The sequence below is a fragment of the Pseudonocardia sp. NPDC049154 genome (assembly GCF_040648315.1).
Taxonomy (GTDB): domain Bacteria; phylum Actinomycetota; class Actinomycetes; order Mycobacteriales; family Pseudonocardiaceae; genus Pseudonocardia.
Map to the genome: position 1 here is coordinate 12,638 of NZ_JBEZDN010000053.1, position 22,938 is coordinate 35,575.

General features: G+C 75.0%; 22 protein-coding genes, 1 tRNA gene and 1 pseudogene. 8 read left to right on the plus strand and 16 right to left on the minus strand.

The window, feature by feature from the left end:
• Position 1 precedes the first annotated feature (1 nt).
• Positions 2-250 (plus strand): DUF5703 family protein, encoded by a 249-nt coding sequence (locus AB0B41_RS23530; protein ID WP_231498316.1) that lies wholly within the window; start codon positions 2-4, stop codon positions 248-250.
• Here the strand turns inward: AB0B41_RS23530 and AB0B41_RS23535 are convergent.
• On the minus strand, positions 244-1,020 hold the full coding sequence (locus tag AB0B41_RS23535) for an SDR family NAD(P)-dependent oxidoreductase (protein ID WP_358206750.1): 777 nt from the start codon (positions 1,018-1,020) through the stop codon (positions 244-246). The genes AB0B41_RS23530 and AB0B41_RS23535 overlap by 7 nt on opposite strands.
• Complete coding sequence (locus AB0B41_RS23540; RefSeq protein WP_358206753.1) at positions 1,020-2,336, minus strand: M20/M25/M40 family metallo-hydrolase; 1,317 nt, start codon at positions 2,334-2,336, stop codon at positions 1,020-1,022. The genes AB0B41_RS23535 and AB0B41_RS23540 overlap by 1 nt, the downstream gene beginning before the upstream one ends.
• A gap of 106 nt (positions 2,337-2,442) precedes the next feature.
• Here AB0B41_RS23540 and AB0B41_RS23545 point away from each other — a divergent pair.
• Positions 2,443-2,526 (plus strand) — tRNA-Leu (locus AB0B41_RS23545).
• A gap of 211 nt (positions 2,527-2,737) precedes the next feature.
• Here the strand turns inward: AB0B41_RS23545 and AB0B41_RS23550 are convergent.
• The 5 genes from AB0B41_RS23550 to AB0B41_RS23570 all read right to left on the minus strand — a co-directional run bounded on the left by AB0B41_RS23550 (position 2,738) and on the right by AB0B41_RS23570 (position 7,011).
• Positions 2,738-3,721: a lysylphosphatidylglycerol synthase domain-containing protein gene (locus AB0B41_RS23550; RefSeq protein ID WP_358206755.1), complete on the minus strand. Its 984-nt coding sequence runs from the start codon at positions 3,719-3,721 to the stop codon at positions 2,738-2,740.
• 179 nt (positions 3,722-3,900) lie between these two features.
• A complete protein-coding gene (locus AB0B41_RS23555) occupies positions 3,901-4,944 on the minus strand; it encodes a glycosyltransferase (RefSeq protein ID WP_358206815.1) in 1,044 nt (347 codons plus the stop codon).
• Between the two features lie 2 nt (positions 4,945-4,946).
• A complete protein-coding gene (locus AB0B41_RS23560) occupies positions 4,947-5,348 on the minus strand; it encodes a 6-carboxytetrahydropterin synthase (protein ID WP_358206757.1) in 402 nt (133 codons plus the stop codon).
• A gap of 18 nt (positions 5,349-5,366) precedes the next feature.
• Positions 5,367-6,338 carry a dehydrogenase gene (locus AB0B41_RS23565; RefSeq protein WP_358206759.1) on the minus strand — a complete coding sequence of 324 codons (972 nt, stop codon included), beginning with the start codon at positions 6,336-6,338 and terminating at the stop codon, positions 5,367-5,369.
• Complete coding sequence (locus tag AB0B41_RS23570; RefSeq protein ID WP_358206817.1) at positions 6,331-7,011, minus strand: dihydrofolate reductase family protein; 681 nt, start codon at positions 7,009-7,011, stop codon at positions 6,331-6,333. The genes AB0B41_RS23565 and AB0B41_RS23570 overlap by 8 nt, the downstream gene beginning before the upstream one ends.
• A gap of 107 nt (positions 7,012-7,118) precedes the next feature.
• Here AB0B41_RS23570 and AB0B41_RS23575 point away from each other — a divergent pair, with 107 nt between their 5' ends.
• Positions 7,119-7,865: a Mut7-C RNAse domain-containing protein gene (locus AB0B41_RS23575; RefSeq protein ID WP_358206761.1), complete on the plus strand. Its 747-nt coding sequence runs from the start codon at positions 7,119-7,121 to the stop codon at positions 7,863-7,865.
• An 18-nt stretch (positions 7,866-7,883) separates the two neighbouring features.
• On the opposite strand, the gene AB0B41_RS23580 is transcribed toward AB0B41_RS23575, so the two are convergent.
• The 3 genes from AB0B41_RS23580 to AB0B41_RS23590 form a co-directional block, all read right to left on the minus strand.
• Positions 7,884-9,212: an MFS transporter gene (locus tag AB0B41_RS23580; protein WP_358206763.1), complete on the minus strand. Its 1,329-nt coding sequence runs from the start codon at positions 9,210-9,212 to the stop codon at positions 7,884-7,886.
• Between the two features lie 28 nt (positions 9,213-9,240).
• Positions 9,241-10,542 carry an FAD-linked oxidase C-terminal domain-containing protein gene (locus AB0B41_RS23585; protein WP_358206819.1) on the minus strand — a complete coding sequence of 434 codons (1,302 nt, stop codon included), beginning with the start codon at positions 10,540-10,542 and terminating at the stop codon, positions 9,241-9,243.
• 71 nt (positions 10,543-10,613) lie between these two features.
• Entirely contained in the window at positions 10,614-10,754 is a 141-nt protein-coding gene (locus AB0B41_RS23590; protein ID WP_358206765.1) for a hypothetical protein, read from the minus strand.
• 45 nt (positions 10,755-10,799) lie between these two features.
• On the opposite strand from AB0B41_RS23590, the pseudogene AB0B41_RS23595 reads away from it, so the two are divergent.
• Positions 10,800-11,051 (plus strand): annotated as a pseudogene (locus AB0B41_RS23595) (GAF domain-containing protein); the annotation flags it as partial.
• 25 nt (positions 11,052-11,076) lie between these two features.
• Positions 11,077-11,436: a helix-turn-helix domain-containing protein gene (locus tag AB0B41_RS23600; protein ID WP_358206767.1), complete on the plus strand. Its 360-nt coding sequence runs from the start codon at positions 11,077-11,079 to the stop codon at positions 11,434-11,436.
• A gap of 40 nt (positions 11,437-11,476) precedes the next feature.
• Here the strand turns inward: AB0B41_RS23600 and AB0B41_RS23605 are convergent, their stop codons facing one another.
• Positions 11,477-14,926 carry an indolepyruvate ferredoxin oxidoreductase family protein gene (locus AB0B41_RS23605; protein ID WP_358206770.1) on the minus strand — a complete coding sequence of 1,150 codons (3,450 nt, stop codon included), beginning with the start codon at positions 14,924-14,926 and terminating at the stop codon, positions 11,477-11,479.
• A 166-nt stretch (positions 14,927-15,092) separates the two neighbouring features.
• Between AB0B41_RS23605 and AB0B41_RS23610 the strand changes: the two genes are divergently transcribed.
• From AB0B41_RS23610 to AB0B41_RS23620, 3 genes are all read left to right on the plus strand, one after another.
• On the plus strand, positions 15,093-15,545 hold the full coding sequence (locus tag AB0B41_RS23610; protein ID WP_358206772.1) for an Lrp/AsnC family transcriptional regulator: 453 nt from the start codon (positions 15,093-15,095) through the stop codon (positions 15,543-15,545).
• 73 nt (positions 15,546-15,618) lie between these two features.
• Positions 15,619-16,557, plus strand: a complete 939-nt coding sequence (locus AB0B41_RS23615; protein WP_358206774.1) for an alpha/beta hydrolase — start codon at positions 15,619-15,621, stop codon at positions 16,555-16,557.
• 57 nt (positions 16,558-16,614) lie between these two features.
• The gene (locus AB0B41_RS23620; RefSeq protein WP_358206776.1) at positions 16,615-17,448 is read left to right on the plus strand and encodes an alpha/beta fold hydrolase; all 834 of its coding nucleotides are present in this window, start codon (positions 16,615-16,617) and stop codon (positions 17,446-17,448) included.
• Between the two features lies 1 nt (position 17,449).
• Here the strand turns inward: AB0B41_RS23620 and AB0B41_RS23625 are convergent, their stop codons facing one another.
• The 5 genes from AB0B41_RS23625 to AB0B41_RS23645 form a co-directional block, all read right to left on the minus strand.
• On the minus strand, positions 17,450-19,180 hold the full coding sequence (locus AB0B41_RS23625; protein WP_358206778.1) for an acyclic terpene utilization AtuA family protein: 1,731 nt from the start codon (positions 19,178-19,180) through the stop codon (positions 17,450-17,452).
• On the minus strand, positions 19,177-19,983 hold the full coding sequence (locus tag AB0B41_RS23630) for a TIGR03084 family metal-binding protein (RefSeq protein ID WP_358206780.1): 807 nt from the start codon (positions 19,981-19,983) through the stop codon (positions 19,177-19,179). The genes AB0B41_RS23625 and AB0B41_RS23630 overlap by 4 nt, the downstream gene beginning before the upstream one ends.
• 2 nt (positions 19,984-19,985) lie before the next feature.
• Positions 19,986-20,762: an enoyl-CoA hydratase-related protein gene (locus AB0B41_RS23635; protein WP_358206782.1), complete on the minus strand. Its 777-nt coding sequence runs from the start codon at positions 20,760-20,762 to the stop codon at positions 19,986-19,988.
• A complete protein-coding gene (locus tag AB0B41_RS23640) occupies positions 20,759-22,180 on the minus strand; it encodes a class I adenylate-forming enzyme family protein (protein WP_358206821.1) in 1,422 nt (473 codons plus the stop codon). The genes AB0B41_RS23635 and AB0B41_RS23640 overlap by 4 nt, the downstream gene beginning before the upstream one ends.
• A gap of 70 nt (positions 22,181-22,250) precedes the next feature.
• On the minus strand, positions 22,251-22,748 hold the full coding sequence (locus AB0B41_RS23645; protein WP_358206784.1) for a biotin/lipoyl-containing protein: 498 nt from the start codon (positions 22,746-22,748) through the stop codon (positions 22,251-22,253).
• Positions 22,749-22,938 lie beyond the last annotated feature (190 nt).

The window sequence follows — 22,938 nt, forward strand, 5'->3', positions numbered from 1 at the left end:
GGTGGCAGGTACCGGTGCGGTGGAGGCGGTCGACGCCGACGGGAAACCCCACGTGGAGGGGGACTGGGAGTACCGCCCCCTCCGGATCGACGGCGACGTGCCCCGGCTGACCGCCGCGGTGCGCCTCGCGATCCAGGCCGAGTACGCCGGGTGGGAGCTGTCACGGGTGCGGCTCTACCCGGGCGGGGTGCGCAAGGTGTGGCTGCGCCGCCGGCGCACCGGGCAGATGCTCCCGGAACTCTCCTACTGAGGCCCGGTCTCCCAGTCCACCGGCGGCGGCGCGCCGGCCCCCTTGGGTCCCGGCACGCCGCGGAATCCGTAGGGCGCGGGCTCGCGCCCCGGCTGCACGAACCAGCACTCCCCCGGCTCGCCGCGCTCGAGGATCGCCTCGACCGCTGCGGCCACGTCCTCGGCCGTGAGCAGCGGGAAGTCGCCGAACTGCGCCCTGGCGCGGGCGATCAGCGGGGTGTCGGCGAAGCCGGGACACACGGCGTTGACGACGATCCCCTCCGGCGCCAGCACCGGGGCCGCCGACCGGACGTACCCGACGACGGCGTGCTTGGACGCCGTGTAGAGCGCGTCGCCGGGCATCGGGACCAGGCCAGCGAGCGAGGCCGTGGCCACGATGCGGCCGCCCCCGGCCCGGCGCAGCGCCGGCACCGCGGCCGCCAGCCCGAAGACCACGTGGTCGAAATTGACGCCCATGATCGCCCGGTAGCCGGCGAGGTCGAGATCCGCGATCCCGGACTGCCCCGACGTGATGCCGGCGTTGAGCAGCACCACGTCGAGGTGCCCCTGGACCTCCTCCGCGGCCGCGACCAGCGCGGCGACGGCCTCGGGGTCGGTGACGTCCGCGATGCGGGCCGTGCCCCCGATCTCCCCCGCGACCAGCTCGGCGGCGTCCCCGTCGCGGTCGGCGACGACCACGTGCGCGCCCGCCGCGGCCAACCGCCGCGCGGCCGCCGCGCCGATGCCGGAGGCGCCGCCGGTGACCAGCGCGACCTTGTCCGTGAGATCCATCAGCAGTTCCTCAGGAAGCGATCGAGGACCTTGGCGCCGAACTCCAGCGCGTCGACCGGCACGCGCTCGTCGATGCCGTGGAAGAGGGACGCGAAGTCCAGGTCCGGGGGCAGCCGCAGCGGGGCGAACCCGAAGCAGCGGATGCCCAGCTGGACGAACGACTTCGCGTCCGTGCCGCCGGAGAGCATGTACGGGACGGTCCTGGCCTCGGGGTCCTCGGTGCGCAGGGCCGCGGCCATGGCTTCGACCAGCGGGCCCTCGAACTCGGTCTCCAGGGCCGGGAGGTCCTGGATCCACTCGCGCTCGACGTCCGGGCCGAGCAGCCCGTCGACCTCGCGGAGGAAGGCGTCCCGACGGCCGGGCAGCACCCGGCAGTCGACCACGGCCTCGGCCGTCGACGGGATCACGTTGGCCTTGTAGCCGGCGTTGAGCATGGTCGGGTTCGCCGTGTCGCGGACCGTGGCGCCGACCATGCGCGCGACCGGGCCGAGCTTGGCGAAGGCGCCCTCGATGTCCTCGTCGGGGAACTCCATGCCGGTGAGCTCGCGGATGCTGTCGGCGAAGGCCCGCACCGTGTCCGTCATCACCAGCGGGAAGCGGTGGTTGCCCAGCCGGGCGACGGCCTCGGACAGGACGGTCACGGCGTTCTCGTCGTGCAGGAAGGAGCCGTGGCCGGGCCTGCCCTTGGCGCGCAGGCGCATCCAGGCCATGCCCTTCTCGGCCGACTCGATCAGGTAGACGCGGCGGTCCTGGCCCAGGGTGAGCGAGAACCCGCCCACCTCGCCGACCGCCTCGGTGACACCCTCGAACAGGTCCGGCCGGTGCTCCACCAGCCACTGGCACCCGTACGAGCCGCCGGCCTCCTCGTCCGCCACGAAGGCGAACACGATGTCCCGCGGCGGGACGTAGCCCTCCCGCTTGAACTGCCGCGCGACGGCGATGGTCATCGCGACCATGTCCTTCATGTCGACGGCGCCGCGGCCCCAGACGTAGCCGTCCTGCACCGCGCCGGAGAAGGGGTGCACCGACCACTCGCTCGGCTCGGCCGGCACGACGTCCAGGTGGCCGTGCACCAGCAACGCGCCCCGCTCCGGGTCCGCCCCCTCGAGCCGACAGAACACGTTGCTCCGCCCGGGGGCCCCGGAGTCGAGCACCTCCACCTCGTAGCCGACCTCGAGGAGCTTCCCGGCGACGTACTCCGCCGCCTCCTTCTCCCCGACGACGGTCTCCGGGTTGCCGGTGTTGGACGTGTCGATGCGGATGAGGTCCGAGCAGAGCTCGACCACCTCGTCCACCGCGCTGAGCGGGCCGGTCATGACCATGTTCCTACCACCCCGGCCCCACACCCATGCCCCTGCGCGGGGCCCGGATGGCCTCCGCTATGCTTCAACGGTCGCACCGGGCAGGGCCCGGGCGGTGCAAGTCCGAGTGGCGGAATGGCAGACGCGCTAGCTTGAGGTGCTAGTCCCCGAGTAGGGGGTGGGGGTTCAAGTCCCCCCTCGGACACAGAGCACAACTCCCCGATCACGACCCCGGTCCGCGTGACCGGGGTCTCGTCGTTCTCAGGTCCGGGCGATCGCCGGTTGCGTGCGCCGAGGGCTGCCGGCCGAGCCGTGACCGCACACAGCCGATGATCAGGTGGCCGCGCTGCCGCCGTGATCGTCGGCTGCGTGCACTGACGGCGGCGGGGAAGACCGTCAGCGCCCGCAACCGGCGATCAGGCCGGGGCTGGGGCTGGGGCCGCAGCCGTGGCGGTGGTGAGCCGGCGGGCCGGACGGGCGCGGCGGAGGAGGCCGGCGAGGAGGACCAGGCCGCCGGGGAGGGTGCTCACCACCGTCAGGACGCCGTAGGCGACGGCGGCGGAGAGTCCCTGGGCGGCGCCGAGGCCGACCGCGCCGAACGCGACGGCGGCCACCGCCTCGCGCGGGCCGAACCCGCCCACGTTGACCGGCAGGCCCATCACGAACAGGGCCAGCACCAGGAGCGGGAGCAACTGCGCGGTGGGGGCGGTCGCGCCGACGGTGCGGGCCGCGACCAGGAACAGCCCGAGGTACCCGGCGAGCGCGGCCAGGGAGAGCAGAGCGACGCCGGGCCAGGCGTCACGGGCCAGGAGGCCGCGGCGGGCGTCGGCGAGCAGGGTTCCCAGGCCGCTCCGGACCCGGCGGACGCGCAGCGCGACGACGGCGGCCGCACCGAGCACACCGAGCGCCGGGCCCCACACCTGCGCCGGCAGGGACAGCGCGGTGAGGACGGCGGGCTCCGCGACCAGCACGACCGTCCCGACCACCACCAGCGCGATCTGTCCCGCGACCTTCTCCAGCATCACGGCCCGGGCGCCGCGGCCGACGTCGCCGACCGCGCGCCCGTGCTCGACCGCCCGGCCGACGTCGCCGAGGATCCCCGCCGGCAGCACCGAGTTGAGAAACAGCGCCCGATAGCAGTGCGCCACGGCCGGGCCCAGGCGCAGCGGCATCCCGAGGCGCCGGGCGACCAGGACCCAGCGGGCGGCGCCGCAGAGCGTGGTCCCGGCGCCGATCACGAGGGCCGCGACGACCGCGGAGAGGTCGAGCGCGCGCAGCCCGTCGAGCACCGGACCCGCGCCCAGCCGCCAGACCACCGCGGCGAGCAGCGCCATCGCCGCGGCCGTCCGGACCCGCGACGACCCCAGCACCGGTCGCATCGCGCGCCACGCGGCGCCCACGCAACGCGTGATGGATCCATGACGCGCTCCAGCACCAGGCCCCGCGAGCGTTCTGGATCCATACTGCGACTCAGCAGCAGGGTCCGAGCACGTTGTGGATCCATACTGCGACTCAGCAGCAGGACCAGTCGGCGTTGTGGATCCGTACTGCGGTGCCGGGGCGGGCATCACGGGGGCGCTCACGACCGCACCCCCTCGAGGATCGCGGCGAGGGCGGCGGAGGGGACGTCCCAGCCAGGGACCGTCCCCCGGCGCTCGTGGGCTGCCTCGCGGAGGCGGGCGCGCAGGGCCGGGTCGTCGAGCCACTCGGCCAGGCCGGCCGCGAGGGACTGCGCGTCGGGGGCGACGAGCAGACCGGGCAGCTCGCCGGACGCCGTCGTGCCGAGGGCCTCCCGCACCCCGCCGACGTCCGTGGCGAGCACCGGGATCCCCCGCGCCAGCGCCTCCAGCACCACCATCCCGAAGGCCTCGGCGCGCGAGGGCAGGACGAGCAGGTCGGCGGCGGCGTAGGCCTCGCCGAGGGCCGCGCCGGTGAGCGGGCCCTCGAGCAGGACACGGCCGGCGAGGCCGTACCCCTCCAGCGAGCCCCGGACCAGCTCGACGTGCGCCGGCGCCCGGCCGAGCGGGCCCACCAGCCGGCAGCGCCACGGCCGCGAGGCGATCTCGGCCAGCGCGCCGACCAGCAGGTCCTGGCCCTTCGTCGGCGTCACCGAGCCCACGCACAGCAGGCTCGTGCCGTCCGAGCCCGCGGCGAGGGGCGCGGGCTCCGCGCCGGGCGTGACCACCGGGACGTCGCGCAGGCCGTGCAGCACGGCGAGCCGCCCGGCCGACCACGCACTCGTCGCGACGACCGCGGCCGCGGCGCCCAGCACCGCCCGCTCCCGCTCGGCGAGGGCGGGATCGGCGCCGGCCTCGTCGGCGAGCGGGAGGTGCACCAGCACCACCAGCCGCAACCGCGCCGCCTCCGGCACCACGACCTCGGGGACCCCGCAGGCGACCAGCCCGTCGAGGAGCACCACGGCCCCGTCGGGGAGGGCTCCCAGAGAACCCGCGAGCGCCGCCCGGTCGGCCGGCGACGGGTGCGGCCACGCACCGCCCGCCGCGATCTCGTGCACCCCCGCGAGCCGGGCCAGGACGCGGCGGTCGTACACGTTGCCGCCGCTGGGCCGCGAAGGGTCGTCGACGTCGGCGGGCAGCACCGCCGCCACCACCGGCGCGGCCACCGTCACGGAAGGGGCCGCTCGTAGGTCGCCCACGCCACGTGGGACTCGTGCAGCGTCACCGCGATGCCCTCGAGACCCCGGGCGCCCGCCCCCAGCTCGCCCGCGGCCACCCGCTCGGCCAGCCGGTCGGCGACGACCTTCGCCAGGAACTCCGTGGAGGTGTTGCGGCCGGCGAAGGCGGGGTCGTCGTCGAGGTTGCGGTAGGTGAGCTCGCCGAGCACCGCCTGCAGGGCCGTGGTGGCCAGCCCGATGTCGACGACGAGGTCGTCGGCGTCGAGCTCGGCGCGCCGGAAGGTCGCGTCGACCACGAACGTGGCGCCGTGCAGCCGCTGCGCCGGTCCGAAGACCTCGCCGCGGAAGCTGTGGGCGACCATCATGTGGTCGCGAACGGTGATCCCGAACAACTGCTCCTCCTCGCGGTGTCAGTAGGTGACACGGTGGAGGAGCCCGGACGGTTCACCGCCCTCGCCGAGAATCCGCGGCAGGTCCGCGGGCAGCCCGGAGAACGACCCCTCGCTCGTGACGAGGGCGTCGTACCGCGGATCGGCCAGCAGGCGCAGCGCGAGGGCGATCCGGTCGCCGAAGCTCCGGCGGGCGCGCCGGGCGGCGGACACCATGCCGACCTGGCTGCTGCGAATGGTCAGCCGGCCGGGGTGGAAGGCCTCACCCAGCGGCACCCGCACGGGGCGGTCGCCGTACCAGGACATCTCGACGACCTCGCCCTCCGGTCCGAGCAGCTCCAGGGACCGGGCGAGCCCCGCCTCGGTGGCGCTGGTGTGCACCACGAGATCGCAGCCGTCGGCCGCCTCCTCCGGCGGGACCCACACGACGCCGAGCGCGTCGGCGGCCGCGGCGCGGGCCGGCAGCGGGTCGACGAGCTGGACCCGGACGCCCGGGATCCCCGCGAGCAGCGCGGCGACGCAGCAGCCCACCATCCCGCCCCCGACGACGGCGATCCGGTCGCCGATCAGCGGTGCGGCGTCCCACAGCGCGTTGACCGCGGTCTCCACGGTGCCGCCGAGCACCGCGCGCTCCGGCGGCGTCCCGTCCGGCACCGGGGTCACGGCGGACGCGGGCACGACGTACCGGGTCTGGTGCGGGTACAGGCAGAACACCGCGCGCCCGGTCAGCCCGGCGGGGCCCTCCTCGACCACCCCGACGTTGAGGTACCCGTACTTCACCGGCGCCGGGAAGTCGCCCTCCTGGAACGGCGCCCGCATCACCGCGCGCTGGCTCTCCGGCACCCCGCCGCGGAACACCAGGGCCTCGGTGCCGCGGCTGACACCGGAGTGCAGGGTGCGGACCAGCACCTCGTCCGGCCCGGGGCGCGGCACCTCGACCTCGTGCAGGGAGACCTGCCCCGGTGCGTCGAGGAAGAGCGCGCGCTCAGTCATCGTGCCGGGGGCGATAGCACAAGAGCATCAGGTCGCCGATCTGCCGCGAGCTCGCCAGCCGCATGCGGGAGGCGGGGCCCTGCGGGAAGTCGGCGGGGTTGACGAACCGCGGGGCGTCGCGCTGCCCGACGAAGAAGGGCGCGTAGACCACGTGCAGCTCGTCGACGGCGCCGGCCGCGAGGAAGAGGGTGTGGACGGCCCCGCCGCCCTCGACCATCAGCCGCTCGACGCCGCGTCCCCGCAGGTCGGCGAGCATGCGCGGGAGCTCGAGCGGGTCCCCCGCGCCGACGACGGTCGCGACGCCGCCGAGCTTCGACCGCACCTCCTCGACCGTCGCGTCACACGTGTAGACGAACCGGCGGGTGTCGCCGGCGGTGAAGAAGCGGGCCCCGGGGTCCACCTTGCCGCACCGGGTCAGCGTGACCTTGGCCGGCGACTCGGGCCGGCCCTCCGCGACCCGGGCCCGGCGCCGCTCGGCGGAGCGGACGAGCAGCCGGGGATCGTCGGCGCGGATGGTGTTGGCCCCGACCAGCACCGCGTCGGCCCAGGCCCGCACCTCGTCGACGCGGTCGAGGTCCTCCTCGTCGGACAGGATCAGCCGCGCCTCGGCGACGTCGTCGATGTAGCCGTCGAGGGACACCGCCGCCGAGGCGATCACGTACGGGCGGTCCATCACGCTCCGCATCGTGCCGTCTCGGGAAGCCCGCGTGCCACGCGGCGAGCGGGGACTGCCCCGGACGGCGCAGTGCGGGTCCCCCGGTCGCCGGTAGCGTTCGGAGGATGCCCGGCCCGGAGCCGCGCACGCGGGGGACGCTGGACGTGCGCACCGACCCTGCGCTGTGGCCGTTCCTGCCGCGGGAGCGCCGCCGCGCCCGCGCGACGGTGCCGTGGGACGGCGACGCCACCCTCGGGCACGTGGTGCAGAGCCTCGGGATCCCGCTCACCGAGGTCGGCGCGCTGCGGCTCGACGGGCGTCCGGCCGCACCGCAGGACCGCCCGGTGCCGGGGGTCGAGATCGCGATCCTGCCCGTGGACCGGCCGCAGGAGGTGCCGGGCGCGACCGGCTTCCTGCTCGACGTCGGGCTCGGGGCCCTGGCCCGCCGGCTGCGGGTGCTCGGGATCGACGCCGCCTACCGCAACGACGCCGCCGACGCGGAGCTGGTCCGCGACGGCGCCGCGCAGCGCCGGATCGTGCTCACCCAGGACCGCGGCCTGCTGATGCGCCGCGCGCTCTGGGCCGGCGCGCACGTGCGCGGCGACCGCCCGGACGACCAGCTCGCCGACGTGCTCGACCGCTTCGCCCCGCCCCTCGCCCCGTCGACCCGGTGCACGGCGTGCAACGGGGAGCTCGCGCCCGTCGCCGCCGAGGAGGTGGCCGACCGGCTGAAGGCCGGCACCCGGCGCACCTACGCCGAGTTCTCCCGGTGCCGCTCGTGCGGGCGGGTCTACTGGCAGGGCGCCCATGCGAAGGGCCTGGAGCGGATCGTCGGGGCGGCGCGCGCCGTGGTCCGGCGGCGCCGCCCCTGAGAGTTCACTCCTGGACGATCACTTCGTGGGCGTCGCGGCGCCTCTCCGCGTGCGGCGGAGCAGCCAGGTCACCACGGCCGCGGAGACCATGCAGATCCCGACCACCCACAGCCCGAGCTTGTTGTTGCCGGTGGCGTCGGACAGCGCCCCGGTGACGTACGGGGCCACGAACCCGGACAGGTTCCCCAGCGAGTTGATCAGGCCGATCCCCGCCGCGGCCGCGGCGCCGGTCAGGTACGCCGTGGGCAGCGACCAGAAGCCGGGCAGCGCCGCCAGCACGCCGCACGCGCAGATCGTCACGGCGACCATCGCCAGCCACGGGTTCGACAGGTAGAGCGCCACGGGGATCGCCACGCCGCCGACCAGCGCCGGCACCGCCACCCGGATCGTCGGGTTGGTCGAGCGCCGGGTCCACACGATCATCGCCACCAGCCCGACGACGTACGGGATCGCGTTGATCAGCCCCTGCTGCACCGTGGTGAAGTGGGTGCCGTACTGCGCGGAGAAGCCCTTGATGATCGTCGGCAGGAAGAAGCCGAGCGCGTAGAGGCCGTAGACCACGCCGAAGTACACCCAGGACAGCGCCAGCACCCGCGGGCTCTTCAGCGCCCCGAGCACGGACTTCGGCCCGGCCTCGGAGACCTCCCGGCCCTCTGCGGCGAGCGCGCGCTCCAGCGCGTCCTTCTCCTCCTGCGGCATCCACGTCGCCGCCGACGGGCGGTCGGTGAGGGAGAACCACACGACGACGGCGAGCAGCACCGCCGGGATCCCCTCCAGCAGGAACATGACCCGCCAGCCGGAGAGCCCGAAGAGACCGTCGCCGTGCTCGATGATCAACGAGGACACGACGGCGCCGAGCGCGGTGGAGATCGGGATCGCGGTCATGAACCACGCCGTCATCCGGGCCCGCTGCCCCGCCGGGAACCAGTACGTGAGGTACAGGATGATCCCGGGGAAGAAGCCCGCCTCGGCCACGCCGAGCAGGAAGCGCAGCACGATCAGGACCGTGGCGTTGGGCGCGAACGCCATGAGCGTGGCGATGATCCCCCAGGTCACGAGGATGCGGGCGATCCACCGGCGGGCGCCGAAGCGGTGCAGCATCAGGTTGCTGGGCACCTCGAGCAGCAGGTAGCCGATGAAGAACACCCCGGCCGCGACGCCGAACATCGTCGCGGAGAGGCCCAGCTCCTCGTTCATGCCGTTCGGCCCGGCGAACCCGATGTTCACGCGGTCCAGGTAGTTCACGAAGTACAGCAGGATCAGGAGGGGGACGAGCCGGCGCCCGGCCCGGCGCACGCCGGAACGGACCAGCCGGTCCTCGGTCCCGACGACGGTGTCGGAGCTCATGCGAGGTTCCTTCCCAAGGGGGATCGGGTCAGACGACCTTGCCGGGGTTGAGGATGCCCCGGGGATCGAGTGCGCGCTTGACGGAGCGGTGCATGTCCAGCACCACCGGGCTCAGCTCGGTCTCCAGGCCCTGCTTCTTGAGCAGGCCCACGCCGTGCTCCCCGGTCACGGTGCCGCCGAGCGCCAGGGCGTCGGCGACGATGTCGTCGAAGGCGAGCTGGGCGCGCCGGCGGGCGGCCTCGTCGCCGGGGTCGGTGATCAGCAGCGGGTGCAGGTTGCCGTCGCCCGCGTGCGCGATGTTGGCGATGGTGATGTCGTGCCGCTGCGCGGTCCGCTCGATCCGCGCCAGCATCTCCGGGACCTGCGCCTTCGGCACGCAGACGTCCTCGGTGAGCACCGGGCCGAGCCGCTCCAGCGCGGGGTAGGCGAGCCGCCGCGCGGCGAACAGCGCCTCGGCCTCCGCCTCGTCCGTCGACCGGACCGCGAAGGTCGCGCCGGAGTCGTCGAAGCAGGAGACCATCCGCTCGGCCGCGGCCTCGCCGGCCGCGCCCGGCTCGTCGAACCTGGCCAGCAGCACGACGTCGGCCTCGACCGAGAGCCCCATGTTCTTCCAGGCGTCGACGGCCTTCAGGCAGTGCCTGTCGACGAGCTCGAGCGCGGCCGGGGTGAGCCCGGCCGCCGCGCTCGCCGCCACGGCCCGCCCGGCGTCGACGATCGAGGAGAAGTACCCCGCCACGGTGATCGCGGGCGGGGGCAGGGGCCGCAGCCGCACGGTCACCTCGGTGACGATCCCGAGCGTGCCCTCCGAGCCGACGACCAGGCCCGCGAGGTCGTAGCCGGCCACGCCCTTGGCGGTGCGCCGGCCCAGCCGCACGAGCTCGCCGGTGCCGGTGACGACCTGCAGGCCGAGCACGTAGTCGCGGGTCACGCCGTACTTCACGCAGCACAGCCCGCCCGCGTTGGTCGCGACGTTGCCGCCGATCGTCGACCAGGGCGCGCTCGCCGGGTCCGGCGGGTACCAGAGCCCCTCCTTCGCGGCGGCCGCGCGGAGGTCGTCGTTCACCACCCCCGGCTGGACGACGGCGAGCCGCTCCAGCGGGTCGATCTCCAGCACCCGGTCCATCCGGTCCAGGGCCAGCACGATGCACCCGTCGACCGCGTTGGCCCCGCCGGAGAGCCCGGTCCCGGCGCCGCGCGCGACGACCGGCACCCGGTGCCGGTAGCAGGCCGCGACGACGGACTGCACCTCCTCCGGGGTCGTCGCCCGCACCACGGCGAGCGGGGTCCCGACCGGGGCCCACTCGGCCTCGTCGTGCGCGAGGGAGGCCATGACGTCCGGGTCGCGAAGGACGCGCTGTGCGGGGATCCCCAGCTCGGCCAGGACTCCTGTTTCGGTGGTCGTCACAGCTCCCCCAGGAACTCGAGCGGCACGGCGGTGAACTCCTCCGGCCGGTCCGGGAATCGTCGTGCGGGCGACGACGTCGCGCCAGTTCTGGCGCGCGTGGTCGGCGAGCAGCTCGTACGCACGGTCCTGTCGGTCATCGTCGACGTCCTTCCCGGTGGCGGCCCGTGTCCGGCCGGCACCGGGTGCGAGGGGACCACGCCCGGGCCCTCCTGCTCCATGGAGGGCTGCGCACCGGGCGGCCGATCGGGACCGAGGACTACCTGGTCGACGGCGGGCTGCCGCACCATCCGGAGGTCGACGCCGCCGCGCTGTCCGAGCACCTCGGCGGCATCCTCGGCGTCCCGCTGCGCACGGGGGCGGGCACGATCGGCGTGCTGTGCGCGGCGGACCGGCGGCCGCGGCGTTTCACCGCCCGGGAGATCGAACTGCTCGCCGCGCTCGGCTCGCCAGGCCGCCGCGGTGCTGCACGCCCTCGGCCGCACCGGGCGCCCGGCCCTGGCCGGCGAGCTGGGCGTGTACCGCACGCTGTTCAGCCGGGCCGGCCGCGGCGAGGGGCGCGCCTTCGTCGAGGCCACCCTCGGCCCGCTGCTGGCGCACGACCGGGATCGCGGCCGCGACCTCGTCCCGACCCTGCGGGCCTACCTCGACCACGGCGAGCACCACGCCCGCACCTGCGAGGCCCTGCACGTGCACGCCAACACGCTCTACCGGCGGCTCGACCGGATCGCCGCGCTGCTCGGCGAGGGCTGGCGCGCCCCGGACCGCCTGCTGGAGATCCGGCTCGCGCTGCACCTGCACGCCCTGCTCGCCCGCCTGTGAGTGGCGATAGTCGCTATGGCGACCATCGCCACTCACAGGATCAGAGGGCGGCCAGCGCATCCGCCGCCTTGGCCCGGAACCGCACGACGGCGGCGAGCTTGATGTCCTCGTAGCCCCGGACCTCGTCGGCCAGCTCGGCGATCGCGACGACCCGGTCGACCGTCTCCGGCGTGAGCGACTCCAGCGCCGAGCGCACCAGGGCCTGGTACTCCCCGACCAGCGCCCGCTCGGTGCGCCGGACGCCGGCCAGGCCGAAGACGTCGAGCGGGGTGCCGCGCAGGCCCTTCGCCGCGCGCAGGCCGCGGAAGGCGAGCTCCGCCGTGCGCCCGGACAGCCGGATCTTGTTCTTCATGCCCAGCGCCCGCAGCACCGGCGGGTGGAGCAGGACCGAGACGGCGGCGTCGGGCCCGAACTCGGCCTCCCGGCGCGCCTTCTCGACCGGATCCAGGTGCAGCCGCGCGACCTCGTACTCGTCCTTGTACGCCAGGAACTTGTGCAGCCCGCGGGCGTAGGCCACCGCGACCCGCTCGCCGGGCGCGCCGGCCTTCTCCGCGGCGATCGCCGCGACCCGGCGGACCTCCTCGGCGTACCGGGCGGCGAGGGCCTCGTCCTGGAAGCCGGTGAGGTCCTCGACGCGTACGGCGACGGCCTCGTCGAGGCCCCCCGGGATCATCCCGGCGATCTCGCGCGACCGGGCGGAGACCTCGACGGTCGCCCGGACCGGCGGGAGTGCGGCGGCCAGGACGGCGTCGCGGTCGAGCACCGCGGCCCGCCCCCACCGGAACGCGGCCAGGGTCTTCTCCACCGCGGCCCCGTTGAGCCGGATCGCCTGCTCGATCGCCTCGGCGCTCACCGGCAGGCAGCCGTGCTGGTAGGCCGCGCCGAGCAGCAGCATGTTCGTGGGCATGTGGTCGGCGAAGAGCGCCTCGGCCAGGCCCTGCGCGTCGACGTGCACATTCTCCCCGCCGGTCGCGGCGGCGATCCGCTCCAGCGCGTCGTCCGGCGAGCCCGGCAGCACCACGCGCCCGGTCACCATCGCCGCCGTCGGCACGATCGCGCTGTTCACCACGGCCACGGTGTGCCCCGGCCGCGCGACGGCGAGGTTGGTCGCGTCGGCCGTGCCGAGCAGGTCGAAGCCGATCAGCACGTCCGCGGTGCCGCGCGAGGCGCGCAGCGAGCCGCGGACCGGCTGCTTGGCGATCCGGACGTCGGACACGACCGGGCCGCCCTTCTGCGCCAGCCCGACCTGCTCCAGCCCCGCCGCGAACCGGCCGTCGAGGTGCGCGGCCATCTGCAGGATCTGCGACACCGTGACCACGCCGGTCCCGCCGATGCCGGGCATGCGGACCAGCGTCTCGCTGCCGTCGAACCGAGGCTCGGGCTCGACGAGCTCGACGGGCAGCGGCGGGATCTCCCGCCGTGGGCGCGTACCCGGCTCCACCAGCAGGAACGACGGGCAGTCGCCCTTCAGGCACGACAGGTCCGAGTTGCACGAGGGCTGGTGGATGCGGGTCTTGCGGCCGAACTCCGTCTCCACCGGCTGCACCGACAGGCAGGTCGACTTGTCCCCGCAGTCGCCGCAGCCCTCGCACACCCGCTCGTTGACGACGACCTTCTCCGCCGGGGTGGGCAGCGTCCCGCGCTTGCGCAGCCGGCGCTCCTCCGCCGCGCACCGGTCGTCGTGGATCAGCACGGTGACGCCGTCGACGGCGGCGAGCTCGGACTCGGCGGCGGCGAAGTCGTCGCGGTGCCGCACCGACGCGATCGGGTCGAGCGCGACGCCGCGGTACTTGCCCGGGTCGTCCGTGGTGATCACGATCCGCCGGACGCCCTCGGTGGCCAGCAGGGTGGTGATCTCCGGGACCGACAGCCGCCCGACGGCCTGCTGCCCGCCGGTCATCGCGACGGCGTCGTTGTAGAGCAGCTTGAACGTCATCGTCGCGCCACCGGCCACGGCCGCGCGCACGGCCAGCGAGCCGGAGTGGTGGAAGGTGCCGTCGCCGAGGTTCTGCACGAAGTGCCGGTCGTCGGTGAACGGGGCGAGGCCGAGCCACTGCGCGCCCTCGCCGCCCATCTGGGTCAGGCCGATCCGGTGGCCGCGGCCCTCGCCGTTGATCGCGATCATGGCGTGGCAGCCGATGCCCACGCCGACCAGCGTGTCGTCGCCGGTCCGGGTCGAGGTGTTGTGCGGGCAGCCCGAGCAGAAGTACGGGGTCCGTGAGGCTCCCGCGAGCGGCAGCCCGATCCGCGACGGCTTCGTCGGCTCGATCGCGGACAGGTGCACCGCGGCGGTCCGGGGCAGGCGGTCACGCCCGATCCGCGCGGCGATCGCGCGCGCCACGTCCTCGGCGCCGAGCTGGCCGCGCGCCGTCAGGAGGGGGCGGTCGCGCTCGTCGCGCCGCCCGATCACGAGGGGCGCGTCCGGTACGCGGTACAGCGCCTCCTTGAGGTGCCCCTCCAGGAACGGCACCTTGTCCTCGACGACGAGGACCTCCTCCAGCCCGGCCGTGTGCGCGACGAGCTCGGCGGCGTCGACCGGGAAGGGCATGGCGAGGCGGATCAGCCGGACGCCGAGGTCGTCGAGCGCGGCCTCGTCGAGCCCGAGGTCCTCGAGCGCCCGCAGCACCACGGCGTAGCCGGTGCCGCTCGCGAGGATTCCCAGCCGGGCCTGCCGCGCGGTGAAGGTGACCCGGTTGAGCCCGGTCTCGCGGGCGTAGGCGCGGGCCAGGTCGAGGCGGCGGGTGAGCATGTCGTGCTCGGCGTCGAGGGCGGCCGTGCCGACGAGCGCGCCGACCGGCGGGCGGGGCCGCGCGGGCGGCATCGGGATCCCGAGGCGCAGGCCCTCGACGTCGACGGTCGCCGAGGCGTCGGCGATGTCCGCGACGATCTTGAGCCCGGTCCACAGCCCGGTGGCCCGGGACAGCGCCACGGCGTGCAGCCCCAGCTCGACGATCTCGGGCACGGTGCCGGGCGCGAGCAGCGGCATCGCGAGGCTCTGCGCCATCGGCTCGCACGAGCTGGGCACCGTCGAGGACTTCGACCTCGGGTCGTCGCCGATCACCGCGACCGCGCCGCCCAGCGTGGCGGTGCCGGCGAGGGTGCCGTGCCGGATGGCGTCGGCGGCCCGGTCCAGGCCGGGGTTCTTGCCGTACCAGAACCCGGCGACGCCCTCGTGCCGACGGCCCGGGACCTCGCCGAGCAGCTGCGTGCCGGCGACCGCGGTGGCGGCCAGCTCCTCGTTCACGCCGGGCTGGAACACCACGCCCGCGGGGTCGAGGAAGCGCCGGGACCGCACCAGCTCCGAGTCCAGGCCGCCGAGCGGCGAGCCCTGGTAGCCGGACACGAAGACCCGCGTGTCGAACCCGCGGGCGGTGTCGAGGCGCCGCTGCTCCAGGGTCAACCGGACCAGTGCCTGGATGCCGGTGAGGAGGACGCGTCCGCGCTCTGCGGCGTAGCGGTCGTCGAGGGTCACGGTGGTGTCGATGCTCAAGCTCGGCTCCCGTCGCTCCCGGGGCGCCGGTTCCCGGCGCACGTGTCGCCGAGCACACCCGAGTGATCGGGGTCGACGCAAGTAAGTCCCGAGAATCGACCGCCAAGACGCAAAGGACATCCGGCTAGGCTCGGGCAGACCGGAATTCTTTGCGTGGGGAGCGCCCGTGCCCGAGATCGACTCCATCGACCCCATCGACCACCGGCTGCTCGCCCTGCTGCAGGAGGACGGCCGCCGCACCTACTCGGACATGGCCGGGATCGTCGGCCTGTCGGTGGCGGCGGTGAAGCGCCGCGTCGACCGGCTGCAGGAGATCGGCGTGATCACCGGCTTCACCGCACAGATCGACCACGCGAGGCTCGGCTGGGGAGTCGAGGCCTTCACCGAGCTGCGGTACGCCGGCACCACCCGGGTCGCCGACATCGTCGGCACCGCGAGCACGGTGCCGGAGGTGCAGTCGATCTTCACGATCGCCGGCGACCCGGACGCGCTGGTCCGGGTCCGGGTCCGGGACGTCGCCCACCTGCAGGAGGTCATCGACACCCTGCGCACCGCGGGCACGGTCACCGGCACGAAGACCCTGCTCGTGCTGGGGGCGTGGAACCGCGGCGCCTCCTGAACCCCCCGATCGACCCTTGACCCCCTCCCCGGGCGCCGACGACGATCACGCCCGACCGCGACGAGGAGGTCCCGTGACCGAGCCGACCCCAGCACCGACCCCAGCACCGACCCCAGCACCGACCACCTTCACGATCACCGGCCGCGACGGCACGGAGGTCACCGCCTACCGGTGGGAGCCGGCCGGCACCCCGCGCGGGATCGTGCAGCTCACCCACGGAATGGGCGAGCACCTGCGCCGCTACGACCGGCTGGCCGCGGCGCTGGTCGGCCGCGGCTTCGTGGTGCAGGGCCAGGACCACCGCGGGCACGGCGCCACCGCCGGCACCCCGGAGCGGCACGGCGTCCTCGGCACCACGGGCTGGACCGGCCTGGTCGACGACATCGGGATCCTGCTCGACGCCGGCAGGGCCGCCTTCCCGGGCCGCCCGGTCGTCCTTCTCGGGCACAGCATGGGCTCGTTCGCCGCGCAGCAGTGGGTGCTCGACCACAGTGGTGAGATCGACGGGCTGGTGCTCTCGGGCACCGCCGTGATCGACCTCCTGGAGCCGAACCTCGACCTCGACGGCCCGATCGACCTCTCCGGCTTCAACGCGCCCTTCGAGCAGCGCACCGGCTACGAGTGGCTCTCGCGGGACGAGGCCGAGGTCGACAGGTACGTCGCCGACCCGGCGTGCGGCTTCGGGCTCGACGTGCCGGGGTCGAAGGCGATGTTCGCCGGCGGCCGGGTGCTCGCCGACCCCGACCGCGTCGCGCGCATCCGGCCCGACCTGCCGGTCCTCATCACGGTCGGCGACGCCGACCCCGTCAACGGCGGACTCGCGCTGCTGCACCCGCTCGCGGACCGGCTCGCGGCGGCCGGCGTCAAGGACGTGACCGTCCGGATCTGGCCGGGCGCCCGGCACGAGGTGTTCAACGAGACCAACCGGGACGAGGTCGTCGCCGACCTGCTGGGATGGCTCGACCGGGTGGTCCCGCCCGCCCGGACGGCGGGGGTTTCCCCCGGCGCGTGACATTCCCGGCCGCTCGGACGATTCCCCTGTCGTTCACCTCACGACGGAGGAGCCCGGATGGCCGACCCGCACGCCCGCGAGCCCGTTCGCGAGCCCCTCGTGTGCCTGCACGGGCTCGGCGGCAGCGTGCACGCCTGGGACCGCGTGCTGCCCGGCCTGCGGACCCGGCACGACGTCCGGACGGTCGCCCTGCGCGGCCACGTCGGCGGCGAGATCTTCCCGGTGCGGGTGCACCCGACCGTCCCCGCGCTGGTCGACGGCGTGGAGGCGGCGCTCGACGCGGCCGGGATCGCGCAGGCGCACCTGGTGGGCAACTCGCTCGGCGGCTGGCTGGCCCTCGAGCTGGCCGCCCGTGGCCGCGCGCTCTCGGTGGTCGCGCTGTCCCCCGCGGGCGGCTGGCTCCCGGACAGCGACGAGGTCCACCGGGTCTGGCGGCTCCTGGTGCCGGCGCACGACCTCGCCCGGCGCACCGAGCGGCACCTGGACCGGGCCGTGCGGCTCGCGCCCGCGCGGAAGGCGCTGCTGCGGCTCGGCGTGGAGCACGGCGACCGGCTGCAGCCCGCCGAGGCCGCCGCCTTCCTGCGCGACAACGCCCGCTGCCGCTTCCTGCGCCCGCTGCTGCGCTCCGCGATCGACTACGACTTCACCGTGCCCGCACCGGACGTGCCGGTGCGGATCGCCTGGTCCGCGCGGGACCGCCTGCTGCCCGCCCCGCGCTACGCCGAGCGCTTCCGCACCCTGTTCCCGGCGGCACAGCGCGTCCGGCTGCCCGGCGTGGGGCACGTGCCGATGTACGACGACCCCGCGCTCGTGGTCCGCACGATCCTCGAGGTCACCGCGCCCGACGCCGTCCCCGGGCACGCCGGCGATCCGGTGCCGGCGTGCCCCTGACCTACCCGAGCAACGCCTCCGGGATCTCGACGACCCGGCTGCGCAGGTACTCCCCCAGACCCTTGGCCTGCGGGTCCGGCCGGGTGGAGGACGCCACGCCCTCGCCGAGGATCCCGTGCACCACGACGTTGAGCGCCCGCAGGTTCGGCAGCGGGTGCACGTCGATCGGCAGCTCCGCGGCCTCCGGTCCGAGCAGCTCCCTGGCCTTCTCCGGCGTGAGGAACGTCCGGAGCCAGGCGTAGGCCTCGTCGCTCCGGGTCCAGACGCCGACGTTCGCATCGCCGCCCTTGTCGCCCGACCGGGCCCCACAGACCGTGCCGAGGGGCACCCGTCGGGTGGGGCCGCCGGGTCCCGGAGGGGTGGAGGACCCGGCGGCTGGTCCGGTGCCCGCCGTCCCCACCGGCGGGTCCGCGACAACGCGCCGCTTCCCGCCGGGCAGGACGACGGTGTGCGTAACGGCCTCCCGCGGCACGGCGGCCGGCCGGTAGACGCCGTAGGCGGACTCGGCGCTCGGCGGCGTGGTGGTGTGGAAGCCCGCATACCCGCCCAGGGCCAGCTCCATCGTGGCGTTGGAGAAGGCGCGGCCGACCGTGCGCGGGTCGGGGTCCTTCACGGTGATCCGCAGGTGCGCCGTGGCCCGCTCGTTGGACGGGGCGTCGGGGGTGTCGAACCGCAGCAGCCGGACGTCGACCTCGGCGAACCGCTCCCGCCCGCCGAGGACGTCGAACAGCAGCTCCTCGGCGAACGCCGCCTTGGCCTCGATGTCCAGGCCGGTGAGCACGAGCGTCATCGTGTTGCGGTAGCCGCCGGCGTCGTTGAGCGCGACCTTCAACGTGGGCGGCGGCGCGCTCCCCCGCACGCCCGAGATCGCGACCCGGTGCTCGCCGCCGGGCTCCAGCCGGATCGTGTCGAAGTGCGTGGTGCAGTCCGGGCCGAGGTAGGCGGGCGCCGCGATCTCGTAGAGCAGCTGCGCGGTGACGGTGCCGACCGAGACCAGCCCGCCGGTGCCGGGGTGCTTGGTGATCACCGACGAGCCGTCCACGGCGACCTCGGCGATCGGGAAGCCCGGGTAGCGGCGGTCGGTGATCTCGTCGAGGAACGCGTAGTTGCCGCCGGTGGCCTGGGGCCCGCACTCGATCACGTGCCCGGCGACCACCGCACCGGCCAGGGCGTCGAAGTCCTCCCGGGCCCAGCCGTGCCACCACGCCGCGGGCCCGACGACCAGCGACGCGTCCGTGACCCGGCCCGTCACCACGACGTCCGCCCCGGCCGCGAGGGCCTCGGCGATCCCCCAGCCACCCAGGTAGGCGTTGGCGGACACCGGCTTGCCGTCCACCGGCGGGTCGATCGCGCCCAGCGATCCGCGCAGGTCGTCGCCCTCGACGTACGCGACCTTCGCGTCGGTCCCGAGCGCCTCGATCGCCGCGGCCAGGCCGGCCGGGTTGAGCCCGCCCGCGTTCGAGACGACCTTGATCCCCTTCTCGAGGCACGTCCCGAGGACGTCCTCCATCTGGGTCAGGAAGGTCCGCGCGTAGCCCGCGGCGGGGTCCTTGGCCTGCGCCTTGGCCAGGATCAGCATCGTCAGCTCGGCGAGGTAGTCCCCGCACAGCACGTCGATCGGTCCGCCCTCGACCATCTCGCGCGCCGCCCGCAGCCGGTCCCCGTAGAAGCCCGAGCAGTTCCCGATGCGGATCGGCCGGTCGCTCTCGGCCGCCTCGATCGGGCCGGTCATGCGGAGCCTCCCACGAACAGTCCGGGCTCGCGGCCCGTCCCGGGCTCGCCGGCGAAGGCCTGGCCGATCGCCACCCACTCCTCCGCGGCCGGGCCGGCCACGACGAGCGCGAGGTCGTCCCGGTGCCGCCGCTGGGTGATGAGCAGGGCGAAGTCCAGGGCGGTCCCGGTGATCCGGTCCGCCGCGTCCTCCGGCCCCCAGGTCCACAGCGAGCCGTCCGGTGCGTCGAGCTCCACCCGGATCGGCGAGGCCGGGAGCTCGCGGCCGTGGAGGGCGTAGCTGAACGCCCGCGCCCCGACCCCGATGTGGGCCACGTGCCGCAGCCGGGCGCTGGGCTCGCGGACCACGCCGAGCGCGTCGGCCACGTCCTGCCCGTGCGCCCAGGTCTCCATGATCCGGGCGGTGAGCGACGACGCCGCGCTCATCGGCGGCCCGAACCACGGCACCCGCAGCCCGGGGTCGAGGCCCCGGAACGCCTCGATCAGCCGCTCCCGGGACAGATCGAACCAGCGCAGCAGCTCGCCGCCGGACAGGTCGCGGAACCGGGCCGCCACCGCGTCGGGGTTCACGCCGCCCTCGGCCTCGATCCGCTCCAGCTCGGCGTGGAACGCCTCGGGGTCCGTGGCGGACTGCAGCGCGACGTCGTCGAAGTAGGCCAGGTGGGACACCTGGTCGGCGATCGTCCACCCCTCGGCCGGGGTGTCGCGGGCCCAGCCGTGGTGGTCCAGCGGCGCGAGGATCGCGCGCAGCTCCGCGGACTCGGCCGCGAGGTCGTCCGCCAGCGCGGTCATCGAGACGGGCATCGCTATCTCCCCTTCCACACCGGGGTCCGTTTGTCGCGGAACGCGGCCGGCCCCTCCTGGGCGTCCTCCGACCGGTAGACCGGCGCCCAGATCTCCTCCGCCCGGTCGTACGCCTCCGCGCGGGTGCACTCCGCGGAGAGGTACGCCGTGCGCTTCGCGGCCCGGACGGACAGCGGCGCGTTGGCCGCGATCCGCCGGGCGAGCTCCTGCGTGCGCGCCCGCAACTCTCCTCCCGGCACGACCTGGTTGACCAGGCCGACCTCGCGGGCCCGGGCCGCGTCGAGGGGGTCACCGGTCAGCAGGATCTCCAGCGCGACGCGCGGCGGGACCAGCCAGGACAGCGGCGCGGCCCACGGCGAGCCCCGGCCCACCTTCGCCTCGGTGACGGCGAACCGGGCGTGCTCGGCCGCCACGACCAGGTCGCACTGCTGGGCCAGCAGGAACCCGCCGGCGTAGGCCACCCCGTTGACCGCCGCGATCGTCGGCTTCGGCACCTCGACGTTGCGCCCGAACTGCGGCAGGAAGTCCGGCGGCGGGATCTCCAGCGAGGTCTCCGCCATCTCCTTCAGGTCGCCCCCGGCGCAGAAGGCCTTGTCACCGGCCCCGGTCAGCACGAGGACTGCGGCGGAGTCGTCGGCGACGAACCGGTGCGTCCCCTCCCACAGCCCGTCGCGGACCTCCTTGCTCAACGCGTTGCGCGCCTCGGGCCGGTCGATGGTGAGCCAGGCGATCCCGTCGACGACCTCGTAGGTCACCACGTCGGTGCGGGTCTCGCTCACGGGAACCTCTTCCTCAGCTCAGGACGGTTCAGCTTGCCGCTGCCGGTGCGCGGCAGGGCGTCGACGATCTCGATCCGCCGGGGCTTGTGCATGCCCCGCAGGTCGGGGTTGGTCGCGCACCACTCGGCGATCTGCTCGGCGGTCACGTCCGGCCGCGTCGGCACGACGACCGCGGTCACCTGCTCCACCCAGCGCTCGTGCGCCGTGCCGATCACCGCCACCTCGGCGAGGTCGGGATGGTCGGCGAGGTGCTCCTCGACCATCTGCGGGAACACGTTCTCCCCGCCGGAGACGATCATGTCGTCGATCCGGTCCACGTAGTACAGGTAGCCGTCGGCGTCGGCGGACATGAGGTCGCCGGTGCGGAACCATCCGTCGGACCACTTCTCCGAAGCGTCGATGCCCCAGTACCCCGGCGTCACCGCGTCGCCCTGCACCCACAGCTCGCCGACGCCCTCGTCACCGGGCCGCAGGTCGGGCCCGCCGTCGACCGGCACGAGCCGGGTCCGCACGACCTGCTCCAGGGGCTTGCCCATCGAGTCGGGGCGCCGCGGGTCGCCGGCGGCGTAGGAGACCACGAGCCCGCTCTGCTCGGTCTGCCCGTAGATCTCGACGCCCCGGATCCCGGTGCCCGCCTCCAGCCGCTCGATCGCGGCCGTGGGCGTGCGGGAGCCGCCGAACATGCAGATCCGGAAGGAGTCGAGGACGACGGGGTCCGCCACCGTCCGGTTGCCGACGTCGATCATCATCGTGGAGATCAGGCCGCCGTAGGTGGGCCGCAGCCGTTGCGCGAGGTCGAGCCACACGGTGACGTCCCAGCGCGGCACGAACGTGATCTGCCCGCCGCGCAGCAGGATCGGCAGGCTCGCCAGCTGCAGCCCGCCGACGTGGAACAGCGGCATGCAGTTGAGCACGTGGTCGGCCGCGGTGAGCTCGTAGAGGTCGATCACGCCGTCGACCTGTGCGGTGGTGTTGCGGTGGGTCTGCCGTACGCCCTTCGGCACGCCCGTCGAGCCGGAGGTGTACATGAGCAGCGCGTCGTCCCGGTCCAGCCGCGGCACCACGTCGTGGACGGGCTCGTGCGCGGCCAGGACCCGGGCGAAGCCGCCGTCGGGGCCGGTGGTGAGGATCTCCGGGCCGCCCCCGCCGAGCAGGGTCTTCAGCCGCTCGACCTCCCCCGGCGGCGCGATGAGCCGGGTTACGCCCGAGTCCTCGATCGCGTGCCGCAGCGGCGCGTCGGGGAACAGGTGGTTGAGCGGGACGCCGACCGCGCCGGCCTGCCAGGTGCCGAGCAGCCCGATCAGGTACTCCAGGCAGTTCGGCAGGAAGAAGCCGATCCGCTCGCCGGGCTCGACCCCGGTCGCCCGCAGGTAGGCGGCGAAGCGGCCGCCGCGCTCGGCGAACTGGGCGTACCCGATCTCGGTGTCGTCGAGCCGGCGACCTGGCCCGCGTGGTCGGCCGCGGCGCGCCGCAGCAGGCCGGCGATGTTCACGACGCCTCCTCCTCGACCACGGCCAGCACCTGGCCCGTCTCCACCTGGTCGCCGGGCCCCACGTGGACCTCGCCGACCACGCCGTCGACGGGCGCGGCCACGGTGTGCTCCATCTTCATCGCCTCGAGGACGACGAGGGCCTGACCGGCCGAGACGGTGTCGCCGGGTGTGGCGAGCACCCGGACCACGCCGCCCGGCATCGGGGCCAGCAGCGACCCGGCGTGTGCGGCGGCATCGGGGTCGGCGAAGCGGGGCACCTCGGCCAGGGCGGCGGACCCGTCCGGCCCGTCGACGAAGGACCAGCCGGGCACGCGGTGGACGGTGTAGAGGCGCCGCACCCCCTCGACCTCCAGCTCGACGGCGTCGGGCGTCGCGTCGAGAAGGCGCACCGCGAGCCGCTCGCCGTTCACCGAGGCGGTCAACCCGCCGCGGCGGAACGCGTACGCGACCTCCAGCGTCTCCTCGCCCAGGGTGTAGGCCATCCGCTGCGGCATCCCGCCGACGTTCCGCCACCCGGACGGGAGTCCGGCCAGGACGGGTGCCGCGGCCCGGTTCGCCGCCTGGCTCGCCAGCGCCGCCGCAAGGGCCTGTGAGTGGCGGGGGGTGGGGGGGGGCGCCCCCGCGCGCGGGCCGGGGGCGCCGCCCCCCACCCCCCCCCCCCCCGGCGCACACACCCCGACAGCC

Coding starts and splice junctions, on each gene's coding strand:
- AB0B41_RS23535 (WP_358206750.1), bottom strand. CDS start 1,020: ATGGATCTCACGGACAAGGTCGCGCTGGTCACCGGCGGCGCCTCCGGC.
- AB0B41_RS23540 (WP_358206753.1), bottom strand. CDS start 2,336: ATGACCGGCCCGCTCAGCGCGGTGGACGAGGTGGTCGAGCTCTGCTCG.
- AB0B41_RS23565 (WP_358206759.1), bottom strand. CDS start 6,338: ATGACTGAGCGCGCGCTCTTCCTCGACGCACCGGGGCAGGTCTCCCTG.
- AB0B41_RS23570 (WP_358206817.1), bottom strand. CDS start 7,011: ATGGACCGCCCGTACGTGATCGCCTCGGCGGCGGTGTCCCTCGACGGC.
- AB0B41_RS23575 (WP_358206761.1), top strand. CDS start 7,119: ATGCCCGGCCCGGAGCCGCGCACGCGGGGGACGCTGGACGTGCGCACC.
- AB0B41_RS23580 (WP_358206763.1), bottom strand. CDS start 9,212: ATGAGCTCCGACACCGTCGTCGGGACCGAGGACCGGCTGGTCCGTTCC.
- AB0B41_RS23585 (WP_358206819.1), bottom strand. CDS start 10,542: ATGGCCTCCCTCGCGCACGACGAGGCCGAGTGGGCCCCGGTCGGGACC.
- AB0B41_RS23590 (WP_358206765.1), bottom strand. CDS start 10,754: ATGACCGACAGGACCGTGCGTACGAGCTGCTCGCCGACCACGCGCGCC.
- AB0B41_RS23620 (WP_358206776.1), top strand. CDS start 16,615: ATGGCCGACCCGCACGCCCGCGAGCCCGTTCGCGAGCCCCTCGTGTGC.
- AB0B41_RS23625 (WP_358206778.1), bottom strand. CDS start 19,180: ATGACCGGCCCGATCGAGGCGGCCGAGAGCGACCGGCCGATCCGCATC.
- AB0B41_RS23630 (WP_358206780.1), bottom strand. CDS start 19,983: ATGCCCGTCTCGATGACCGCGCTGGCGGACGACCTCGCGGCCGAGTCC.
- AB0B41_RS23645 (WP_358206784.1), bottom strand. CDS start 22,748: ATGCCGCAGCGGATGGCCTACACCCTGGGCGAGGAGACGCTGGAGGTC.